The organism is Noviherbaspirillum sp. ST9 (assembly GCF_048799745.1).
Classification (GTDB): Bacteria; Pseudomonadota; Gammaproteobacteria; order Burkholderiales; family Burkholderiaceae_D; genus Noviherbaspirillum.
On sequence record NZ_JBLWFR010000001.1, the window covers coordinates 122115 to 141527 of the forward strand.

A 19413-nucleotide genomic window follows, 5' to 3' on the forward strand; every position below is an offset into this window, starting at 1 on the left:
ATAATAAACGTCGTTTAGAAATTATTCAAGACTGACTGGAACAGCGGTGCTGCCGAGGCGGGAGCGCTCGAGCCAACCGAACACGGAGTCGGCCGTCACGGTTTCGATGCGGTCCGAGAAGCGCTTCTCGAAGGGATGGTCGTCGAAAGCGACGTTGGCGGCGCTGATGCGTCCGCCGAGGCGGGTCAGCGCGTCGAGTTTCAGTGTTGCCGGGCGGTAGTCGCGCAACTGCAGCCAGGCTTGCGCCTGGGTGCGCGTTCGTACCGCAGGATCCGCTGCCGCGGCGATGGTTTCGATCGCCCACTGGTTGGATTGCTGGTACGCCTTGCCCCAGGCATAGCTGACGATGCTGTAGGGCTTGTGATGCATTCGCGCCGCCGCCCTGTTGTCCTTGAGGAGTCCCAGCAACTTGTCCTGCATCTCGGGCGACAGCATCGAGAACGCCGCCTCGTAGCGCCACAGGTCGTCGAGGAAGAACTCCCCCAATCCCTGTCGGTAGATCGCCGACTCCGCCGTGCCGCAATGATTGAGCTTGTGCACGACTCGCCACACATGGCCGCCTTTGCCATCGGGCTGGCGATACGCCAGACCCACATGCGAATAATGCACGCCGTATTTCGTCAGGTCCTGTCCTGCGCGTGCCAGGACGACGACATCCTGGCCGAGCGAATCGAGCATTTCCTGCGTCCGCGCCGCGAGGGCCAGCCCGCGCTCGATGGTCTGCACGGTGGGGCGCTTCTGCTCGCAGGAACGTCCCGCCCAGGCGGCAGTGGCGAACAGCGCCACTGAAACGGCTACGGCCATCCTTGTCAGTGTGCGCATGGCCGGCCTCAGTACGTCAGGCGCTCGTTGTGGAGCAGGGCTTGCCCCAGCGCATTGGGAATGAAAGCGATCGCTTCACCTGCAGCCGAGAGGATGACGCCGGTGCCGATCACGCTGACGACGACGGCGGTGCCGGCAACCATGCCGGAAGCGGCAAGGCCGTTCCCTGCGATGCGCAGGCTGACCCGCGCGCCGTCCGACGCGCGTTCCAGAACGATCACCGTCGCGTGCGTACTTGCTTCCACCGACTTGACGACGAGCACGGTGCCGGCAACCGAGAGCATCGCGGGGGCGGCAACGACCGCACTGGCTGCGGCGCCTGCAACCACGATTGAGGCGACCGGCAGGGCGGAGATCGCGCTCAGTGCAGAGGCATCGCTTTGTGCCCGGGCCGGGAGAATCGCGCTGGACGCGATCAGGAAAGAGGCAAGCAGGGATACGGCAAAACGTTTGTTCATGACATTCTCCAGGGGATGGTTAATCAGGCGGCTTCCTGCACACGCGATGCGGCGCGGGCTTCGAGCACGTCGGCTTCATGCTTGTCGCGCAGCGTCTTGGCCAGCGTGAACGCGCAGGTGATGAGGTAGAGCCAGCTCACGCCGAGGAAGGCCTTGTAGGTCTCGTTGATTTCCATGCGCAGCAGGCCCCAGCCGGTGAGCGCCATCGCCAGGAAAAAGCTGGTCCATACGACATAACGGAACATCGGCGTGTCCGCCGGCTTGCCCTCACGGCGGCTCTGTTCGTTGTCGCGGACGAATTTCGCGAGGACGAAAGCGGTGGTCAGGCAGAAGAAGTAGCCCATGACCATGAAGGCGCGGTCGAGGTCCTTGCCCGGCAGCCAGGCAAGGCCGACGCCGCACAAGAAGGCGGCGAGGGCGAAGGAAACCCAGACTTGAATCTGCCAGGCGCTCGTGTCGCGATGCATCAGGACTTTCATTGCATTCCTCTCGGTGGTTATCGGGTGAGAGGAGTGTCCCTGAAAGCCAGGAAAAAGGATCGTGATTTGATCTGGGTGTACCTGCGATGGTCCTCCGGTATTGTGGTTTGATACCGGAGGCCGGTTTACCGGGAGACTTCGATGGTGACTGTCCGTCCCGGGCGGATATCGAGATAGAGCTTGGCCGCTGTGCGCGTGACGGGCACGGCGGTGCCGTCGGCGAGGCGCGCGGTGACGTTGCCCGACCACGCCTCCTTGACCGGCAGGCTGACCGTCAGCGGCGCGGTGCACAGCGCCGCATTGAAGTTGCCGCCGACCGTCACCGTCGCCTGGCTCGACGACGCCGCCGTCGCGGAGACGGATACCTGCGGACGGCACAGGCGGTAGCGCGCCACATTCAGGTAGGTATCGGTCCACAGCCGCGCGGAGAACTGGCTGGCGAAATTCAGGTGATCGCGCAGGAATTGCGACGTGACCGGACTCCAGCCGTCGCCATCCACGCCGTGGCCGCCGGCGACGAACCAGCCGCCATTGTCGACGACGAAGCGCAGCTGGTTGTTCACCGTCGTGAGCGCTTGCGACAGGGAGCTGTCGTGATCCTGGTCGAAGAAGGCGAACTGGTAATTGCTTTCGCCGGTCGACATCTTGCGCACGGAGAAGTGGCGCGACTCGGCCACCGACAACGCACGTGACGTGTACGAATGCCACGGGAAGGCGAACGTGAGCGGCTTGATGCCCAGTTTCTGCGTGATGCGATCCTGTGCGCCGTTGATCTCGGTCTGCAGTGTGGCGTCGGACACCGAAGGGTCACCCATGTCGATGTCGTGCGTCATCGAATGATTGCCGATCTCGTGTCCGCGGCCGGCAATGTCCTTCCAGAAATTCCAGTCCGTGTCCGGGATGATGCCTGGAATGATGTAGAAGGTCGCGCGCAGGCCGAAGCTTTCGAAGATGCCGGCGATGGTGGAGCTTGTGCGGTATCCGTCGTCGAAGGTGTACGATGCGGCCGCGGACTTGTCTCCCTTGTACTTCGTCACGGATGGCGCGGTCAGGTCGAAGCAGCGATCGATGATGGCGTTGCAGTCCGCGGGCGTCGGCGAAGGAGTAGGTGTCGGCGTTGGGGTTGGTGTCGGTGTAGGCGTCGGCGTCGGAGAAGGCGTTGGAGACGGCGCCGGGGTGAGCGTTTCGTATTCGCAGATCTTGTCCGCACCGGGAACCGGATCACCGAAGACATTGTTATTGCAGGCAATCGATCCGGTGGCGGTGCGCGTCGCGTAGGTGCCGTTGAATCCATAGCGCACTTGCCGCGTGCCCGAGAAGGAGCAGGTTTGCCATTCATCGGCGCACTTGGTCCACGTCGATAACGGCGCTGGCGAAGGCGTTGGCGTCGGAGTCGGCGTCGGCGTCGGCGTCGGAGTCGGAGTTGGAGTCGGAGTCGGAGTCGGAGTCGGAGTGGGAGTCGGTGTCGGAGTCGGAGTCGGAGTGGGAGTCGGTGTCGGAGTGGGAGTCGGTGTCGGAGTGGGAGTCGGTGTCGGGGTAGGCGACGGCGACATCGTCGCGTACTCGCAGATCTTGTCCGCACCGGGAAGCGGATCGCCGAAGACATCGTTGTTGCAACCGATCGATCCGGTGGCGGTCCGCGTGACCCAGGTGCCATTCAGGCCATACCGCACCTGCGTCGTTCCGGAGAAGCTGCACACCTGCCATTCGTCCGCGCACTTGATCCAGACTTCGGGCGCCATCACGGAGGCCGGCCTGGCTCCTGCCTCCGCCGCCCTGTCTTCACCTCCCCCGCCGCATGCACTCAACCCGCTTACCAATGCCAATAAAAGACTGCTCGGAACGCGTGTCTTCTTCATGAGGGAAGGCTCCTTGTTGTTCGAGTTCTGGAGCCTTCATGCTAGAAGTGCGCTGCACAGTATCGATTGCGTGTTCTCAATCGCGCAGAGCGTACCGGCGGCGGTCGCCGCCGGTTTAAACAAAAGCCTTATTTGTGCTCAAGTGTGAGCGGTCACTCAACAAGCAGTGCGGCGACGCGTTCGCGCAACATGGCAGGTTGGGCCTGCACGGCGGGGACGGGCTGGCCGACGTTCAGCCCCACGCGAGAGAACATCCCACGCCTGAACGGCCGCACCATCGCCACGCGGTCTCCATTGACCACCTCGATGCGGCTGAAGAAGGAGCCCCACAGATTGGTCAGGCCCATCGGCACCACCGGCGGCGAGATGCCGTCCTGCCGCGCGCGTTCGAGGATCTTCATCACGCCGCCCTTGAATTCCTGCAGGCTGCCGTCGCGCGTGAGCGCACCCTCGGGGAAGATGGCCAGCAGATCGCCTTCCCGGAGCACTTGCGCGGCACGCTCGAACGCCTGCTCATAGGTTGTTTCATCCTGCGTACGCGGCGCGACCGGGATCGCCTTCGCCAGGCGGAAAATCGCGCCGAGCACCGGGATGCGGAAGATACGATGGTCCATCACGAAATAGATCGGACGCGGACTCGCCGCCATCAGCAGCACGGCATCGACGAAGCTCACGTGGTTGCATACCAGCACCGCCGGGCCCGCCGTCGGAATGTGTTCATCGCCGCGCACCTTGAAGCGGTACACCACGTGGGACATCACCCAGGCGAAGAAGCGCAGCAGGTATTCCGGCACCAGCATGAAGATGTAGAACGCGACGAGGGCGTTGGCCAGGCCGGTGAACAGGAAGATCTGCGGAATCGAGAAACCCGACTGCAGCAGGACGCCGGCGATAACGGAGCTGGCAATCATGAACAGCGCGTTCAGGATGTTGTTGGCCGCGATGATGCGGGCGCGATGCGTCGGTTGCGCGCGCAGCTGGATCAGCGCGTACATCGGCACGCTGTACAGGCCGGCGAACAGGCTGAGCAGGGCGAGGTCGGCCAGCACGCGCCAGTGATAGGACTGCGCGAGGAATTCACCGAGCGTCAGGGTCGCCGACGGCGGCAGGCCGCGCGTGGCGAAGTACAGGTCGACCGCGAATACCGTCATGCCGATCGCACCCAGCGGCACCAGCCCGATTTCGACGTGGCGGCGACTGAGCACTTCGCATAGCAACGAACCAGTCGCGATGCCGATGGAAAACACGACCAGCAGGAAGGACGCGACCTGCTCGTTGCCGTGCAGGACTTCTCGCGCAAGGCTGGGGAACTGGCTGAGGAAGACCGCGCCGAAGAACCACATCCAGCTGATGCCCAGCAGCGAGCGGAACACGACAGGATTGCCGTGCGCCATTTTCAGGTTGCGCCAGGTTTCGCTTACTGGATTCCAGTTGATCTTGAGCCCGGGATCGGTGGCGGGCGCAAGCGGGATGAATTGCGCGACGATCCGGCCGGCAAGTGCGGCCGCCATGCAGCCGATAGCGACATGCATGCGTCCGACGTCAGGTGTCGCGATCAGCAAGCCGCCCACAATATTGCCGAGCAGGATCGCGACGAAGGTGCCCATTTCCACCATACCATTTCCGCCCGTCAGCTCGCGCTCGCTCAATGCCTGCGGCAAGTAGGCGAACTTCACCGGGCCGAACAGGGTCGAGTGCAATCCCATGAAGAAAGTGCATGCCAGCAGCACGGGTACGTTCTCCGCGACGAAGCCGTAGGCGGCGAGCGCCATGATGGCGATCTCCAGGTTCTTCACGAAGCGGATGATCTTCGTCTTTTCGTATTTGTCGGTGATCTGCCCGCTGGTCGCGGAGAACAGCAGGTAGGGCAGGATGAACAGCGCGCCGATCACGAGGCCGGCCATCGCCGGCTGCATCCAGCTCACCTGAAGCTGGTAAGTGACCATCACCGTGAAGGCGAACTTGAAGAGGTTGTCGTTCGCCGCGCCGGAGAACTGCGTCCAGAAGAAGGGCGCGAAGCGGCGCTGGCCAAGCAGCGCAAACTGGTTGGGATGGTCGGCATGCGTGCTCGTGCCGGGTACGGCGGCGCCGGCCTGCGCATTGACGGGTTGTTCCATGGTCTCCTCTGATGCGTATTGGTAAATCGGCATCAAATATACACGCAGACGCTGCATGGAGGGGATGGAATTGCCGGGGCGAATGCGGCGCGACCGATAGTCGCGCCGCGCGATACCGTCAGCCGATGAGCGCGGCCTTCAACTGCGAAGCGCAGATGTCGACCGCTGCATTGGCTTCGTCGAGCACGCGGCCCATGGTGATGAAGCCGTGGATCTGGCGGTCGAAGCAGATCGAGGTCGTGCGCGTACCTGCTTCGCTCAGGCGCTGCGCATACATCAATCCCTCGTCGCGCAGCGGATCAAAGCCGGCGGTCAGGATGAACGCCGGCGGCAGGCGCGACAGGTCGGGGTGCAGCAGCGGGGAAGCACGCCAGTCGAGGTCATGCTTCCGATCGTCGATGTAGTGATCGTGGAAATAGCGGACGGTGTTGCTGGTCAGCAGATATCCCTGGCCGTTCGTGACGTGCGATGCCGCAATAGCGCGCATGTCGGTCGCCGGGTAGATCAGGAGCTGGAATGCCAACGGCGGGCCGCCGTTGTCGCGCGCGTCGATGGTTGCGACTGCCGCCAGGTTGCCTCCCGCGCTGTCGCCGCCGATCGCGATGCGTGCGGCATCGATGCCGAGCGCGGACGCATTGGTGTGTACCCAGCGCAAGGCGGCGATGCTGTCGTCTACCGCTGCTGGAAAACGATGCTCGGGGCCGAGGCGGTAATCGACGGACAGCAGCACGCAGCCGGAGCGGTTGGCAAGCTGGCGGCAAAGGGTGTCGTGGGTATCGAGGTCGCCAATCGTCCACCCGCCTCCATGGTAGTAGACCAGCGCGGGCTGCAGGCCTGCCTCGGCGCCGAGCGGCTTGTAGAGCCGGAGAGGAATTCCGTCGTCCGTGCGCATGTCCTCCACGTGCGCCACTTCCGGCGTGTCCGGCTGGGTGAAGAAGCGGCGTTCGCGGTAGAAGCGCCGGGCGTCTTCAACCGACAGGGTATGGGTCGGCGGTACGGCGCGTTGTTCGATCAGGTCAAGCAGCGCGCGCGCCTGGGGATGCAGCATGTTGTCTCCTCCGTTGTTTTTTTTGATGTTACACGCTTCCGGAAAAACGGTAGTCGGCCAGATTTAGCCTGCGCATCCGGTGCCAGTATTCGAAGGTAAAGCCAGGCCACAAGGTCACATTCCGGCCGTGTTCGTCGAGGTACCAGCTCTTGCAGCCGGTCGACCAGACGGTCGTCGTCAGGCGGCGCTGCAAGTCCTCGTTGAACTGGCGTTGTGCGCCGGCCTGCACTTCGATGCGTGTCTTGCCTTGTGCGCGCATCAGGCGCAGACAGTCCATCGCATGACGGATCTGCTGCTCCGCCATGAAGACGACCGAGTTGTGCCCCAGGCCGGTATTCGGGCCGAGCAGCATGAACAGGTTGGGAAAGCCCGCGCTCATGAGTCCGAGATGGGCCTGTGGCCCGTCGCGCCACGCTTCATTGATGTCCACGCCGTTGCGGCCGATGAGGCGCACGGGTGAGAGCTGCTCCGTGACGCGAAAGCCGGTGCCATAGATGATGGCGTCTACCGGATACTCGACGCCGTCGCCGCCGACAATCGAATGCTCGCGCACGCGCGTGATGCCGCTCGTCACGACGTCCACGTTGGGTCGGGCAAGCGCGGGGAAATAGTCATTGGAAATCAGGATGCGCTTGCAGCCGATCGTATAGGACGGCGTCAACTTCGCGCGCAGTGCGGGGTCGGCGATGTGCCGCTCCATGTGCCTGAGCGCCATGCGCTGCGCCTGTTCCATCAGTTTCGGGTGGACAAAGCCGAGGCCGAAGAATTCCTGCCGCCAGTACAGGATATTGCGGAACAGCCGCATTGCGCCCGGCACGCTGCGGTAGATGGTTTGTTCGAGGCGGCCGATGGGCCGGTCCAGCTTCGGCAATACCCAGGCCGGCGTGCGCTGGAACAGCGTAAGCTGAGCGACCTTCGGCGCGATCTGCGGCACGAACTGGATCGCGCTGGCGCCGGTGCCGATCACCGCCACCCGCTTGCCTGTCAGGTCGACGTCGTGTCTCCACTCCGCAGAGTGGAAGCTGACGCCGCGAAAGTTGTCGATGCCCGGCAGTGCAGGCAGTGCCGGACGGTGCAGCGCGCCCATCGCGGAGACGATCGTGCGCGCCGTAAAGCGACGCCCGTCGACAGTATGCAGATCCCACAAGTCGTTGGCTTCGTCGAACACCGCTTCGCGCATCTCGGCCCCGAAACGGATGTGCGGCGCAAGGCCGTATTTGGCCACGCAATGCTTCAGGTAGGCGAGTATTTCCGGCTGGGTGGCGAACATGCGGCTCCAGCGGGGATTGCGCTCCCAGGAGAAGGAATACATGTGTGACGGCACGTCGCAGGCGCAACCGGGATAGGTGTTTTCGCGCCAGGTGCCGCCGATGTCCTGTGCCTTTTCGAGAATGACAAAGTCGTTGTTGCCGGACTCCTTGAGCTTGATCGCCATCCCGAGGCCCGAGAAGCCACTGCCGATAATGGCGACGTCGACGTCAGGTTCACGCTTGCCCTTGCCGGCTGCTTGCGCAAGCAGGAAGCGACTCGCCTGCGCAAGCGATGCGCGGCCCTCGGGAATGAAGCGGTGGAACAGCTGCCACACATGCGGCACCTCGGGCCACACGCGCAGTTCGACTTGTATGCCTGCCGCTTGTGCCCGCTCGGCAATGCGGATCGAATCGTCGCGCAGCACTTCGTCCGCGCCGACGTGGATCAGCAGTGGTGGAAGTCCGCGCAGGTCCGCATAGAGGGGCGATGCCAGGGGCGTGCGCGGATCGGCGCCGCCAAGATAGAAGGCGGCGCCGATGGCGATGCGTGCGCCACGGAACATGGCGCAACGGGCGTCGTTCGCGGTGATCGATGCACCGGTTGCCGCCAAGTCCGTCAGCGGAGAGAACAGTGCGGCGGCGGCTGGCATGGGCAGGCCGCGTTCGCGGATGCGCAATAGCAGGGCGAGCGCCAGTCCGCCGCCGGCCGAGTCGCCGGACAGGACGATGTGATGCGGATCGGTCCCGTGTTCAATGAGCGCGGCATACACCGCCTCGGCATCTTCCAGTGCCGCGGGAAAAGGATGCTCTGGCGCAAGCCGATAGTCGGGCGCGAAGACGCGGAATCCCTGTTGCGCATAAAAACTGGTCACCGCCCGGTGCGAGCGTGGCGAGCAGGCAAAGTAGCCGCCGCCGTGCAGATAGAGCAGTGTGGATGCACTCGGATGCGCGGGTTCGACCCATTCCCCGTCAATGCCGCCCAGCCGTTCCGGCGTCACGAGCACATCCCCGGGTGTCCTGAACCGTCCGCTATTGAGCAAGGCACGTGCCTGCACGGCATTTTTCGCCGCCGCCAGCCGTCGTTTGAACGTCTGCCGCAGGATGAAACTGAAAACGCGTGCTTGCCAGCTCATGCCGTCCTCCGATTCGCATTGCCCGGTTCGCGTCCAGTAAAATGGACAAAGGAAATGAATTTTCTGCAATATCCACGTTAGGGTAATTACCTTAAATCTGTCAATACGGATCATCATGACCGAAGTCGCCATGAGTACGCGGGACCGCATATTGGATGTATGTTTGCGCCTGTTCAATGAATCCGGCCCCGCCGCCGTGACGACGGCCGAGATCGCGCGCACCGCGGGCATCAACGAAGGCAACCTGTATTACTACTTCAAGAAGAAGGAAGACATCGTCTTCGCGCTGTTCGAAATGTTTGAAGCGGCATTGAACGAAGTCGCCAATGCGCCGCAGACGGAGGGCGATGGCGCAGACGCCGGCATGGCTTACCTGCAGCGCTGGTTCCGGTTGATGTGGGAATGGCGCTTTCTTTACCGCGACGGCGCTGCCATCAAGCGCATGGCACCGAAGGTGCGTGCAAGAAACGTGAAGCTCGCGGACCGCGGCCAGGCGGATATCAAGCGCGCACTGAAACACATGGTCGAGAAAGGACTCCTCGTCGCAAGCGACGAGGAACTGGACTGCCTCGTGGTCAATGCCTGGATCATTTCCAGCTACTGGCTGGATTATCTTGACTCACGGCACAACGTCGGCAAGGTGACGCGGGAACACCTGGACTGGGGATTCAAGCAGGTGCTCAGCCTGTTCCTGCCTTACACCTTGCCTTCCCGCTGATTACGACAGGTCCGAGCTGATGTGCTTGAGGGCCTCGTTCTGGTGGCCCTGCACCTTGCTCTTGTGCTTGAGCACCTGCCTGTCGAGCTTGTCCACCAGCCCGTCGATGGCCGCATACAGGTCTTCGGCAAAATGCTCCACATGAATGACGTTGCCCTTGAGCCGCATGTTCACTTCGGCGCGCTGGCGCTTGTCCTTCTCGGAGGGTTTCTCGATACCAAGGATCACCGCAATATCAATGATCTGGTCAAAGTGGCGGACGACGCGTTCGAGCTTGTTTTCGACATATTCACGCAGGGCTTGACTGACATCGACATGGTGTCCGGTGATCATCAGATTCATACGGTCGGCTCCAATTGGCAAGATACAAGGGGATCGCAGGGGCGTCGTAGCGCACCTTGCTTTTGCTTGTAGACGGCATCTTGCCGGGCAGGTTCACCGCGAATGCGAAGGAGAGGGTGGTCGGTGTGCCACCCCGTGTCTGTTCGGGAACGGCGGCACACCTGTCTGCCGTCATGCCTATCGTTTGCATGTACAGCAGATAGGCGAATCGTACGGGGCCGGTGTGACAGCCTGATGACACGCGCTAGAACAGGTCGAACTGCTTGCCGGCAATCCCGGACTTGCCGGACGGCCGGCGGAACTGCGATGCGTCGAGCCGGGCATATCCTTCGGAGCGAGAACCTATCCCCAGCCGTGCCGTTGCCTTGTCAAAGCGCTGCCGGATCAGGTCGGCCCAGACTCCCTCGCCGTGCATCCGCTTGCCGAAATCCGCGTCGTAATCCTTGCCGCCGCGCATATCCCGGATGCGGTTCATCACGCGACGGGCGCGGTCGGGGAAATGCGCTTCCAGCCATTGCTGGAACAGCGGATTCACTTCCCATGGCAGGCGCAGCACGATATGGCTCGCCGCCACCGCGCCTGCATCCACCGCGGCCGCCAGGATGCGTTCCAGGTCGGGTTCGGTGACGAAGGGAATCACCGGCGCGATGCTGACGCCGACCGGAATGCCGGCGTCTGTGAGCGTACGTATCGTGCGCAAGCGACGGGTTGGTGCCGCGGCACGCGGTTCCAGCGTGCGCGCGATCGCCGGATCGAGCGTGGTAATCGTGACGGCGGCCATGGCCTGGTGCTTTTCGGCCATGGCGGCGAGCAGGTCGATGTCGCGTTCGATCAGCGACGACTTGGTGATCACCGCCACCGGGTGGCCGCATTCATGCAGCACTTCCAGTACACGTCGCGTCAGCCGCAGGCCGCGCTCGCAGGGCTGGTAGGCGTCGGTATTGACGCCGAGCGCGATGGATTCCGGCACGTAGGACGGCCGCGCCAGTTCGCGGCGCAGGAGTTCCGGCGCATTGACCTTGGCGTAGATCCGGCTTTCGAAATCCAGTCCGGGCGACAGGCCGAGGTAGCTGTGTGTCGGCCGGGCAAAGCAATAGATGCAGCCGTGCTCACATCCGCGATAGGGATTGAGGGAAACATCGAACGGCACGTCGGGCGACGCATTGCGGGTCAGGATGCTGCGCGCCTGCTCCTCGATGACCTCGGTCTTGAATGCAGCGGCGGCTTCGTCCCCGTCGCCCGCCCAGCCATCGTCGAAGGCCTCGCGCGCCTGTGTTTCATAGCGGCCCTGCAAGTTCGTGACTGCGCCGCGTCCTTTGCGCGCGGCAAGGGGGCGGTGAATCAGGACGGGTTGAGAATCGGCGGGGAAATCATTGTCCGACATGGCTAAGATACTGTATATAAATACAGTATCTTAGCCAGCCAGATGCGCAAGTTCAAGTAGGCAAAACGAATTTCAACGCCGCGTCACCCGGATCGTCGTGCCGCCGAAATCCAGGCCGCGTATCGTCACGCTGCCGAAGCTGTTGCCGTTGGATCCACGAATGCGGATATTGCGGAAATTGATTTCCCCAATCGACGATGGCAGGCGCACGAGCACGCTGCCGTCGCTGTCGATGAGTGTGGCCGGATTGAGCGGATTGAAAACCGCATCCTGGAACGTGATGTCCGCATCGAGCAGACCGGCAAAGGCGTCGCCAAACGGATTGAGCAGTTTCGCGGAGTCGCCAATGACTTCGACGCCGAGCCCGTTGGATACGTAGAGCGCCACGCGCTGGAGGAAGCGGTCGGCAAGGCCCTGCGCGGCGACGAGCCGCAGTTCATCTTCCGACAATCGCTGCATGTTGCCCGCTTCAAGTGCCGTGGCGGACAAGGGCGCGAGGAGGACTGCGGCGAACAGCGCGGCGGCGGCATGCCGAGCCGGCGAAGCATCGTTGCTTGTGAACCATCCCATAAGCTCTCCATTCATGAAGAATGACGATTGCGCTCTGGAGGCGCTATCTGCTCCCTGACGTGGTATGACTCGTGGAACTGCAGATACGGTCGCATCTGCGAAGAAAGGTGGATGCGGTTGTGCCGCATTGATTCGACCTAAGGAGATGGCATCGAAATCCCGCCGTCGCCACAAAGCTTGGGATATCGCATGATGCAGTGCCGCGCGGACTCTATACCTTCCACCAGCCCGGCAGCAAACGCATCACATTCGGCCGGGCGAAGCGATCATCGATCAGGTAGATCACGCCCTTGTCCGTCTGCGTGCGGATCACGCGCCCCGCCGCCTGCACGACCTTCTGCAAGCCGGGATAGAGATAGGTGTAGTCGTAGCCGGCGCCGAAGGTTTCCTGCATGCGCTGCATGATGTGCTCGTTCACCGGGTTGAGCTGCGGCAGCCCCAGTGTGGCGATGAAGGCGCCGACCAGCCGTTCGCCCGGCAGGTCGATGCCCTCGCCGAAGGAACCGCCGAGCACCGCAAACCCGATGCCGCGCCCCTCCGGCGTGAAGCGCGCGAGGAAGGCGTCACGCTCGCTTTCCGCCATGCCGCGCGACTGCTCCCAGAACGGAATCGTCGGGAAGCGTGCGGCGAAGCGCTGCGCGACTTTCTGCAGGTAATCGAAGCTGCTGAAGAAGGCCAGGTAATTGCCGGGCCGGCTCTCGTACTGTTGTGCGATCAGTGCGGCGATCGGATCGAGCGATGCATCGCGGTCCTGGTAGCGCGTGGAAATCTCGCGCACGATCTTCACGCGCAACTGGTCCGATGCGAACGGCGACGCTACTTCGATGCACACCGTGTCCTCGGGCAGGCCGAGCATGTCGGTATAGAAATCCACCGGCCGCAGTGTCGCGGAGAACAATGTCGCCGTCCTTGCCGCGCTGAAGCGTGGGCCGAGGAAGGGTGCGGGAACGACATTGCGGATGCACAGCACCGACCCGCGCGCACGCAGTTTGCTGATATCGAACAGCGAATGCGTGTCGAACACTTCCGCCAGGCGCGAGAAGTGCAAGGCATCGAAATAGAACTGCTGCAATCCGGCATCGAAGAGCGCCGGGTTCTCCGCCATGTATTCCGTGATATCCGCGATCAATTGCTGGAGCGCGCCTGCAAAGGGTGATGGCACTTCCGGGTAGACCTGGTAATCGGCCTCCTGCTCCTTGTTCAGTGCGTTCCACTGACGGTGCAGGCGGTCGAGGCTTTTCTTCAGTGCCGCCGGCGCGGTAAGGCGCAATCCGCGCAAGGCTCCCTGGTCTAGTTCCGCGGTGTACATCTTGCGCGCGCGTTCGACCAGGTTGTGCGCTTCGTCCGCCAGCACCGCCACGCGCCAGTCGTTGGCGATGGCGAGTCCATGCAGCATCGCGCCGCCGTCGAGGTAATAGTTGTAATCGCCGACCACCACGTCGCTCCAGCGTGCCTGGTCCTGGCTCAGGTAGTAGGGACACACGTTGTGCTCCAGTGCCACCTTGCGAAGTGTTTCCTTGTCCTGCACGCGGACCTCGACCGCCGCCTGCCGCGCCTGCGGAAGCCGGTCGTAGAACCCCTTGGCCAGCGGACAGGAGTCGCCATGGCAGGCCTTGTCCGGATGCTCGCAGGCCTTGTCGCGCGCGACGAGTTCGAGCACGCGCAACGGCAGCGTCTTGCCCGCGCCGAGCTGGGACAGCGCATCGAACGCAAGCCGGCGGCCGGACGTCTTGGCGGCAAGGAAGAACACCTTGTCGAGCTGCTGCCCCGGACAGGCCTTCAGCAGGGGAAATAGCGTGCCGACCGTCTTGCCGATACCCGTGGGCGCCTCGGCGAGCAGGCAGCGGCCGCTGCATGCCGCACGGTATACCGCTTCCGCCAGCTCCCTCTGGCCAGTACGGAAGGCATCGTGCGGAAAACGCAGCGCGGTGAGCGCTTCGTCGCGTGCGGCGCGGTGCGCCATTTCCTGTTCCGCCCAGGCGAGAAAGCGCTCACACTGTGCTTCGAAGAACTGCTTCAGCTCCGCCGATGCGTACGTCTCCGCCAGCACCGTTTCCTTGTTGCTGCCGATATCGAAGTAGACCAGGGCCAGGCGCACCTCGGCCAGTCCGAGCTTCTCGCACAGCAGCCAGCCGTACACCTTCACCTGCGCCCAGTGCAGGTGGCGATGGTTTGCCGGCATCCTTTCCAGGTCGCCGCGAAAGGTCTTGATTTCCTCGAGCTGGTTACGGTCCGGGTCGTAACCGTCGGCACGCCCGCGCACGACCAGGTGCCGGTATTCGCCGCTGAGCGTGATTTCCGTCTGGTACCCCGACGGACGCCGCGCCGTCACCGTCGCGTGTCCCGCGATGCCTTCCTGCGCCGAGGGCGACGGCGTAAAGCGCAGGTCGAGGTCGCCTTGCTTGGCGGTGAACTCGGTCAGTGCGCGGACGGCGACGACGTACTTCATGCGTCCGTCCATTGCACCCAGCAGACTTCCACCGGCATGCCGTGGGCGGCACAGAACGCGAGCCAGCGCAACTGGTTGTCCTGCAGGCGGTCGCCGGGCGCCTTGACCTCCACCATGCGGTAGCGCCTTTCCCGTGGCCAGAACTGGATGAGGTCGGGGAAGCCGGAACGGTTTGCGCGGACGTCGAGCAGCATGCGCTCGAACCATTTCTTCAGATGCTGTGGCGGAATGCACGTGAGTGCCGTTTCCAGCAGGGTTTCGTCAAGGATCTCCCAGAAAACAAAAGGAGACTGGATGCCGGATTTCTCCCGGAAGTACTGGCGGATGATGTCCTTGTACCGCTCGCTATCGAGCGCCGAAAGGCAGTCGTCGAATTCCGCTGTGCGGCGCAAGCGGAAATCAGCACTGTGCAGGTCAGCGGGACCAGTATGGAAGGGATGGAAGAAGGCGCCTGGCACCGGGGTAAAGATGGCCTTCCAGCACAGCAGGCCGAACAGCGAGTTGATCAGCGTGTTTTCAACATACCAGACAGGGGCGTCCGGCGTTTCGAACTGCGCGCGCACCAGTTCTTCCACCGAGTAATCACCCGGGGGCTGCGGCAGGAGGAGATCGATTCGGGCCACGGGTGCCGGGATGCGCGGCGATGGCTTCGGCTGTCCCGCACGGCGCAGGAGGCGGGGCAGCATGCGTTGCAATTGCTGCTGCTCGGCGTCGCTTTCAGGTTCGCAAGCGGCCGCTTGCGCAAGCGACAAGGCCTCGTCATGCCGTTCGCTCAGTTCGAGGACACGAACGGTGCGCACGCGGGCTTCCGGATAGCGGATGCCGGTGTACAGGCGCAGCGCGTTGTCCCAGTCCCGTGCGCGTTCGTATTCCTGCGCGGCGTGGAACAGCAGGCGCGTGCGGCGCTGCTCGATCCATTGGTTGTCCAAGGGGTGCGCCGGCACGTCGGCCAGCACAGTCTCCATCGCTTCGCCTGCCTCGAAACGTTCGCGGCAGCGGAACAGGTGCAGGTAGTCGTCGACATCGCGCCTGTCGCGAAACGCTTGTGCCGACGCAGGGAACGCCACTTTTTCGTAGCGCATGATGCCGAGGTCGGACAGCACGAACTCGGTCCAGTCCTGGTGCAGGTTGCCGAAGAACATGAGGCGGAGCCGGTCGCACAGCATGCCGATACGCAGGCGATATACCTGCTCGTCCGTGTCGGGATGCCAGAGGGAGAAGGGGCGCGTGTCACCGAACGCGCTGCGCAGCGCCTCGAGTTGCTCCGCCTTTCTCGCACCTTTGGGAATGTGCGGGCGGAAGAGGTGTTCGATTTCCGCCTTGGTCAGCAAGGAGAACACGTCGTCGAGCGAAAGTTGGGCATCGCGTTCGATCCAACCCGCATCAGCGAGAAGCGTCGCCGCTTCGCGGGGATCGCCGATTTCCTCGTACAACAGTTTGCCGGAACGGAACAGCTCGCCCTTGCGCATCACCATGCGCACCAGCAGCGCCCGCGACGCCTGCGGCAGCTCGACGAAGCGCGCGATGAATCCACGCTCTGCATCATCCAGCAAGGCGTCGTAACGTTCCCCGATCCAGTTGACGACCGTGTGGAAGTTGTCGAGGTAGTAAAAGCGGTTTTCCAGCGTCCTGATCATCTTGGCAATGTGCCGATGCTTGACTCTCGATTGTACCGGCAGCGGGGAGTGCCCGGCGGCCACAAGTGAAATCAAGTATGCTCTTGCCACACTTACATATTCTCCCGTCTGCCCGCAGCATGAACCATCCGCTCACCCCATCCACCGCCCTGATGCTCGTTGTTCCTCCGCTGCTCTGGGCCGGCAATGCCGTGGTGGGGCGCCTGGTCAATGCGATGGTGCCGCCGATCACGCTCAACTTTCTGCGCTGGGCCATCGCGCTGCTGATCCTCGTGCCGATGGCGGGATGGATATACCGCAAGGGCAGCGGCCTGTGGGCGCACTCGCGCCGTTTCGCGGTGCTCGGCCTGCTCGGCGTCGGCATGTACAACGCGCTCCAGTATCTCGCGCTGCAAAGCTCCACGCCGATCAACGTGACCCTGGTGGCAGCCAGCATGCCGGTCTGGATGCTGCTCATCGGATGGATGTTTTTCAACACCGGCGTGTCGCGCATGCAGGTGGCGGGCGCACTGCTGTCGGTGGCCGGCGTGCTGATCGTGCTCAGCCGCGGGCAATGGGAGCAACTGGTGGCATTGCGCCTGGTGCCGGGCGACCTGTTCATGGTGCTGGCAACCATTGCATGGTCGGTCTATAGCTGGTTTCTGACTGCGCGCAAGGAGCCCGAAACGATCCGCAACGACTGGGCGGCCTTCCTGCTGGCACAGGTGACCTTCGGCGTCATGTGGTCGGGCGCGTTTGCGGCGGGGGAATGGGCGATGGGTGGCAAGCACATCGCATGGGGCTGGCCGCTCGTGGCCGCGCTGCTCTACGTGGCTGTCGGTCCGGCAATCGTTGCCTTCCGCTGCTGGGGCGCCGGCGTGCAGCGCGTCGGTCCGAATATCGCCGCCTTCTTCAACAATCTCACACCGCTGTTCGCGGCGCTGATGTCATCGGCCTTTCTTGGAGAATTGCCGCATGCCTACCATGCGGTGGCGTTTGCGCTGATCGTCGGCGGGATCGTACTATCGTCGCGCCGCTAGTGCTTTCCTTTGGGGAGCAGCGCCAGCACCATCAACGCCACCAGCGACAGCCCGGGAAAGATCGCGGCAGCCGCTGCGCCGATCGCCGCCCAGCCGGCAAAGCTGCGCTGTTTGATGCGGGAAGCAACCGCGCCCAGGAGCAGGCCGACGGCGGCGGATTTCAGGACGATGAGGTAAATCGGGTCGTTGAACATGGTGAAGCGTGGACAGGCGTTGTTTGCGCCATTGTACGACGCGTCACGGTCCGCCTTGCGAGATTTCCCGCAGCTTGTCGATCCCGACGGGCTTGACCCAGTGCTGGTCGAATCCGGAGTCGGATGTCCTCTGCTTGTCCTGGTCCTGCCCCCAGCCGGTAAGCGCGATTAGCATCAGCCCCTTGCCGTGATCCGACTGGCGCACGCGCTTCGCCACTTCGTAGCCATCAATACCGGGCAGGCCGATGTCGAGCAGCATCACCTCGGGCCGCCATGTATCAACCGCGGATACGGCGGCCAGTCCGTCATGCACGACAGAGACCTCGTTGCCGAGCAGGCGCAGGATTTCACCCGCGGACTCGGCGGCGTCCACGTTGTCGTCCACCACCAGGATGCGTTTTCCGGTACGGGCTTTGTTGGCTGGCGCAGGGGTGGTGTCGGAATTCGTGGAAAGCGCGATAGTCATTGCAGTGGTCCCGTGTTGTCTGTGGTCACGCCGGTCGTGCGCGTTGAGCGCGGCACCCGCTATTATGGGCACTGGACGAGTTGCATTGCTTGACTACCGTCATTCCTGCTTGCATGGCGAGCAAAATTTTTCGATTTTTCCGGCCCGGAGTTTCCCTTGGTTACGTTGTACGAATACACGCGCCATCCCCGCTATTGGGTTGCGTACGATGAGGACGGCTACTGGCTGGTTCCCGCACGAAATGGCGGATGGGAAGAACGCGAGCCTTTCGTCGGGCACGCCGTCAACTTGCGTCCCGTTGAGGATCTGGAGGGCATCGACTTGGGCATTCCGGAGCGCGGCAAGGACTGAGCACGTGGACGCATGGGCGCGAGAGCGCCAGTCGTTGACCTGGCAATGCCAGGAAGGCAAGCGCATGAGATGGATCAAGGTGGGACGGCGGGCGGCGCATAGCGTTGCAGGGTTTTCCCAATCCGATTTGCTCCCATGCACACCCTAAGAAAACCACTGCTGCCGCTGCTTTTCCTTCTCTTTCTGCTTACCGGTTGCGCCAGCGCCTACAGACAGGTCGCCGGCATGGCGATCGGTTTCGACCGCGAGCGCGCCGGTCTGGAGCGCAAGGAGGTCACGCTCGATGACGGACTGCGTTACGTGTACCTCGAAGGCGGCACGGGCGAGCCGCTCATGCTGCTGCACGGCTTCGGCGGCAACAAGGACAACTTCACCCGCAGCGCGCGTCACCTGACGCCGCAATACCGCGTGATCATCCCGGACCATATCGGCTTCGGCGAATCGTCGCGGCCGGCCGACGCCGACTACACACCGTCCGCGCAGGCGGAGCGCCTGCACCGGCTGGCAAAGGCGCTCGGCATCAGGAACGTCCACTTTGGCGGCAACTCCATGGGCGGACAGATCGCGATGGCGTATGTCGCGATGTATCCGGACGACGTGGGGAGTCTCTGGTTGCTGAACCCGGCAGGGATCTGGAATGCGCCGCGCAGCGAACTCGCGGACATCGTGCTCGGCACCGGACGCAATCCGCTGATCGCACGCAGCGAAGAAGAATTCGCCGAAACCTTCGCCTTCGTGATGACGGATCCACCCTTCGTGCCGCGGCCCATCCTCAATGTGTTCGCGCAGGAGCGCATCCGCAATGCGGACCTGGAAGAGCGCATCTTCGCAAAGATTGCCACGGACTCCGTCGAGCAGCGCGTGACGGGACTGCAGACGCCGACCCTGATCGTGTGGGGCGATGGCGACCGCGTGATCCACGTTGGCACGGCGGAAGTGCTGCACAAGCTGATGCCGCGTTCGCAGGTCGTGGTCATGCCTGGCGTCGGCCATCTTCCGATGATCGAACGTCCGAAGGAGAGTGCGGAGGATTACCTGCGCTTCCGTGCCGCTGTCAGCGAAGGAAAATAAAAAGGCACCTCCGAAGGACGGAGGTGCATCAAGTACCCATCAGAGT

Annotated in this window: 18 protein-coding genes; 4 read left to right on the plus strand and 14 right to left on the minus strand. The window is 63.1% G+C overall.

Annotated features, from left to right (window positions below; all coding sequences use genetic code 11):
- Nucleotides 1-21 precede the first annotated feature (21 nt).
- From ACNOHI_RS00520 to ACNOHI_RS00550, 7 genes are all read right to left on the minus strand, one after another.
- Nucleotides 22-822: a DUF2145 domain-containing protein gene (locus ACNOHI_RS00520; protein WP_420472672.1), complete on the minus strand. Its 801-nt coding sequence runs from the start codon at nucleotides 820-822 to the stop codon at nucleotides 22-24.
- 8 nt (nucleotides 823-830) lie between these two features.
- Nucleotides 831-1280 (minus strand): hypothetical protein, encoded by a 450-nt coding sequence (locus ACNOHI_RS00525; RefSeq protein WP_420472673.1) that lies wholly within the window; start codon nucleotides 1278-1280, stop codon nucleotides 831-833.
- Nucleotides 1281-1303: 23 nt separating this feature from the next.
- Nucleotides 1304-1759 carry a YiaA/YiaB family inner membrane protein gene (locus ACNOHI_RS00530; RefSeq protein ID WP_420472674.1) on the minus strand — a complete coding sequence of 152 codons (456 nt, stop codon included), beginning with the start codon at nucleotides 1757-1759 and terminating at the stop codon, nucleotides 1304-1306.
- A gap of 125 nt (nucleotides 1760-1884) precedes the next feature.
- Complete coding sequence (locus ACNOHI_RS00535; protein ID WP_420472675.1) at nucleotides 1885-3618, minus strand: polysaccharide deacetylase family protein; 1734 nt, start codon at nucleotides 3616-3618, stop codon at nucleotides 1885-1887.
- A 152-nt stretch (nucleotides 3619-3770) separates the two neighbouring features.
- The gene (locus ACNOHI_RS00540; protein ID WP_420472676.1) at nucleotides 3771-5735 is read right to left on the minus strand and encodes an MFS transporter; all 1965 of its coding nucleotides are present in this window, start codon (nucleotides 5733-5735) and stop codon (nucleotides 3771-3773) included.
- A gap of 118 nt (nucleotides 5736-5853) precedes the next feature.
- Nucleotides 5854-6783: an alpha/beta hydrolase gene (locus tag ACNOHI_RS00545; RefSeq protein WP_420472677.1), complete on the minus strand. Its 930-nt coding sequence runs from the start codon at nucleotides 6781-6783 to the stop codon at nucleotides 5854-5856.
- Between the two features lie 28 nt (nucleotides 6784-6811).
- A complete protein-coding gene (locus ACNOHI_RS00550) occupies nucleotides 6812-9166 on the minus strand; it encodes an alpha/beta hydrolase fold domain-containing protein (protein ID WP_420472678.1) in 2355 nt (784 codons plus the stop codon).
- A 115-nt stretch (nucleotides 9167-9281) separates the two neighbouring features.
- Between ACNOHI_RS00550 and ACNOHI_RS00555 the strand changes: the two genes are divergently transcribed.
- Complete coding sequence (locus ACNOHI_RS00555; protein WP_420472679.1) at nucleotides 9282-9884, plus strand: TetR/AcrR family transcriptional regulator; 603 nt, start codon at nucleotides 9282-9284, stop codon at nucleotides 9882-9884.
- Here the strand turns inward: ACNOHI_RS00555 and hpf are convergent, their stop codons facing one another.
- From hpf to ACNOHI_RS00580, 5 genes are all read right to left on the minus strand, one after another.
- Complete coding sequence (gene hpf, locus ACNOHI_RS00560; RefSeq protein ID WP_420472680.1) at nucleotides 9885-10226, minus strand: ribosome hibernation-promoting factor, HPF/YfiA family; 342 nt, start codon at nucleotides 10224-10226, stop codon at nucleotides 9885-9887. It abuts the gene before it with no gap.
- 244 nt (nucleotides 10227-10470) lie between these two features.
- On the minus strand, nucleotides 10471-11610 hold the full coding sequence (locus ACNOHI_RS00565; protein ID WP_420472681.1) for a PA0069 family radical SAM protein: 1140 nt from the start codon (nucleotides 11608-11610) through the stop codon (nucleotides 10471-10473).
- A gap of 72 nt (nucleotides 11611-11682) precedes the next feature.
- Nucleotides 11683-12180 carry a hypothetical protein gene (locus ACNOHI_RS00570; protein WP_420472682.1) on the minus strand — a complete coding sequence of 166 codons (498 nt, stop codon included), beginning with the start codon at nucleotides 12178-12180 and terminating at the stop codon, nucleotides 11683-11685.
- Between the two features lie 211 nt (nucleotides 12181-12391).
- Nucleotides 12392-14629, minus strand: a complete 2238-nt coding sequence (locus tag ACNOHI_RS00575; RefSeq protein WP_420472683.1) for a helicase C-terminal domain-containing protein — start codon at nucleotides 14627-14629, stop codon at nucleotides 12392-12394.
- Nucleotides 14626-16266 (minus strand): VRR-NUC domain-containing protein, encoded by a 1641-nt coding sequence (locus ACNOHI_RS00580; protein WP_420472684.1) that lies wholly within the window; start codon nucleotides 16264-16266, stop codon nucleotides 14626-14628. The genes ACNOHI_RS00575 and ACNOHI_RS00580 overlap by 4 nt, the downstream gene beginning before the upstream one ends.
- 119 nt (nucleotides 16267-16385) lie before the next feature.
- Here ACNOHI_RS00580 and ACNOHI_RS00585 point away from each other — a divergent pair, with 119 nt between their 5' ends.
- Nucleotides 16386-17285: a DMT family transporter gene (locus tag ACNOHI_RS00585; protein ID WP_420472685.1), complete on the plus strand. Its 900-nt coding sequence runs from the start codon at nucleotides 16386-16388 to the stop codon at nucleotides 17283-17285.
- Here ACNOHI_RS00585 and ACNOHI_RS00590 read toward each other — a convergent pair.
- Complete coding sequence (locus tag ACNOHI_RS00590) at nucleotides 17282-17479, minus strand: hypothetical protein (RefSeq protein WP_420472686.1); 198 nt, start codon at nucleotides 17477-17479, stop codon at nucleotides 17282-17284. The two genes, ACNOHI_RS00585 and ACNOHI_RS00590, sit on opposite strands and share 4 nt — an antisense overlap.
- A gap of 43 nt (nucleotides 17480-17522) precedes the next feature.
- Nucleotides 17523-17945, minus strand: coding sequence for a response regulator (locus ACNOHI_RS00595; protein ID WP_420472687.1), 423 nt, complete (start codon nucleotides 17943-17945; stop codon nucleotides 17523-17525).
- 156 nt (nucleotides 17946-18101) lie between these two features.
- Here ACNOHI_RS00595 and ACNOHI_RS00600 point away from each other — a divergent pair, with 156 nt between their 5' ends.
- Both ACNOHI_RS00600 and ACNOHI_RS00605 read left to right on the plus strand, forming a co-directional pair.
- A complete protein-coding gene (locus tag ACNOHI_RS00600) occupies nucleotides 18102-18296 on the plus strand; it encodes a hypothetical protein (protein ID WP_420472688.1) in 195 nt (64 codons plus the stop codon).
- Between the two features lie 135 nt (nucleotides 18297-18431).
- Nucleotides 18432-19367: an alpha/beta fold hydrolase gene (locus tag ACNOHI_RS00605; protein ID WP_420472689.1), complete on the plus strand. Its 936-nt coding sequence runs from the start codon at nucleotides 18432-18434 to the stop codon at nucleotides 19365-19367.
- The last annotated feature ends 46 nt before the right edge of the window (nucleotides 19368-19413 follow it).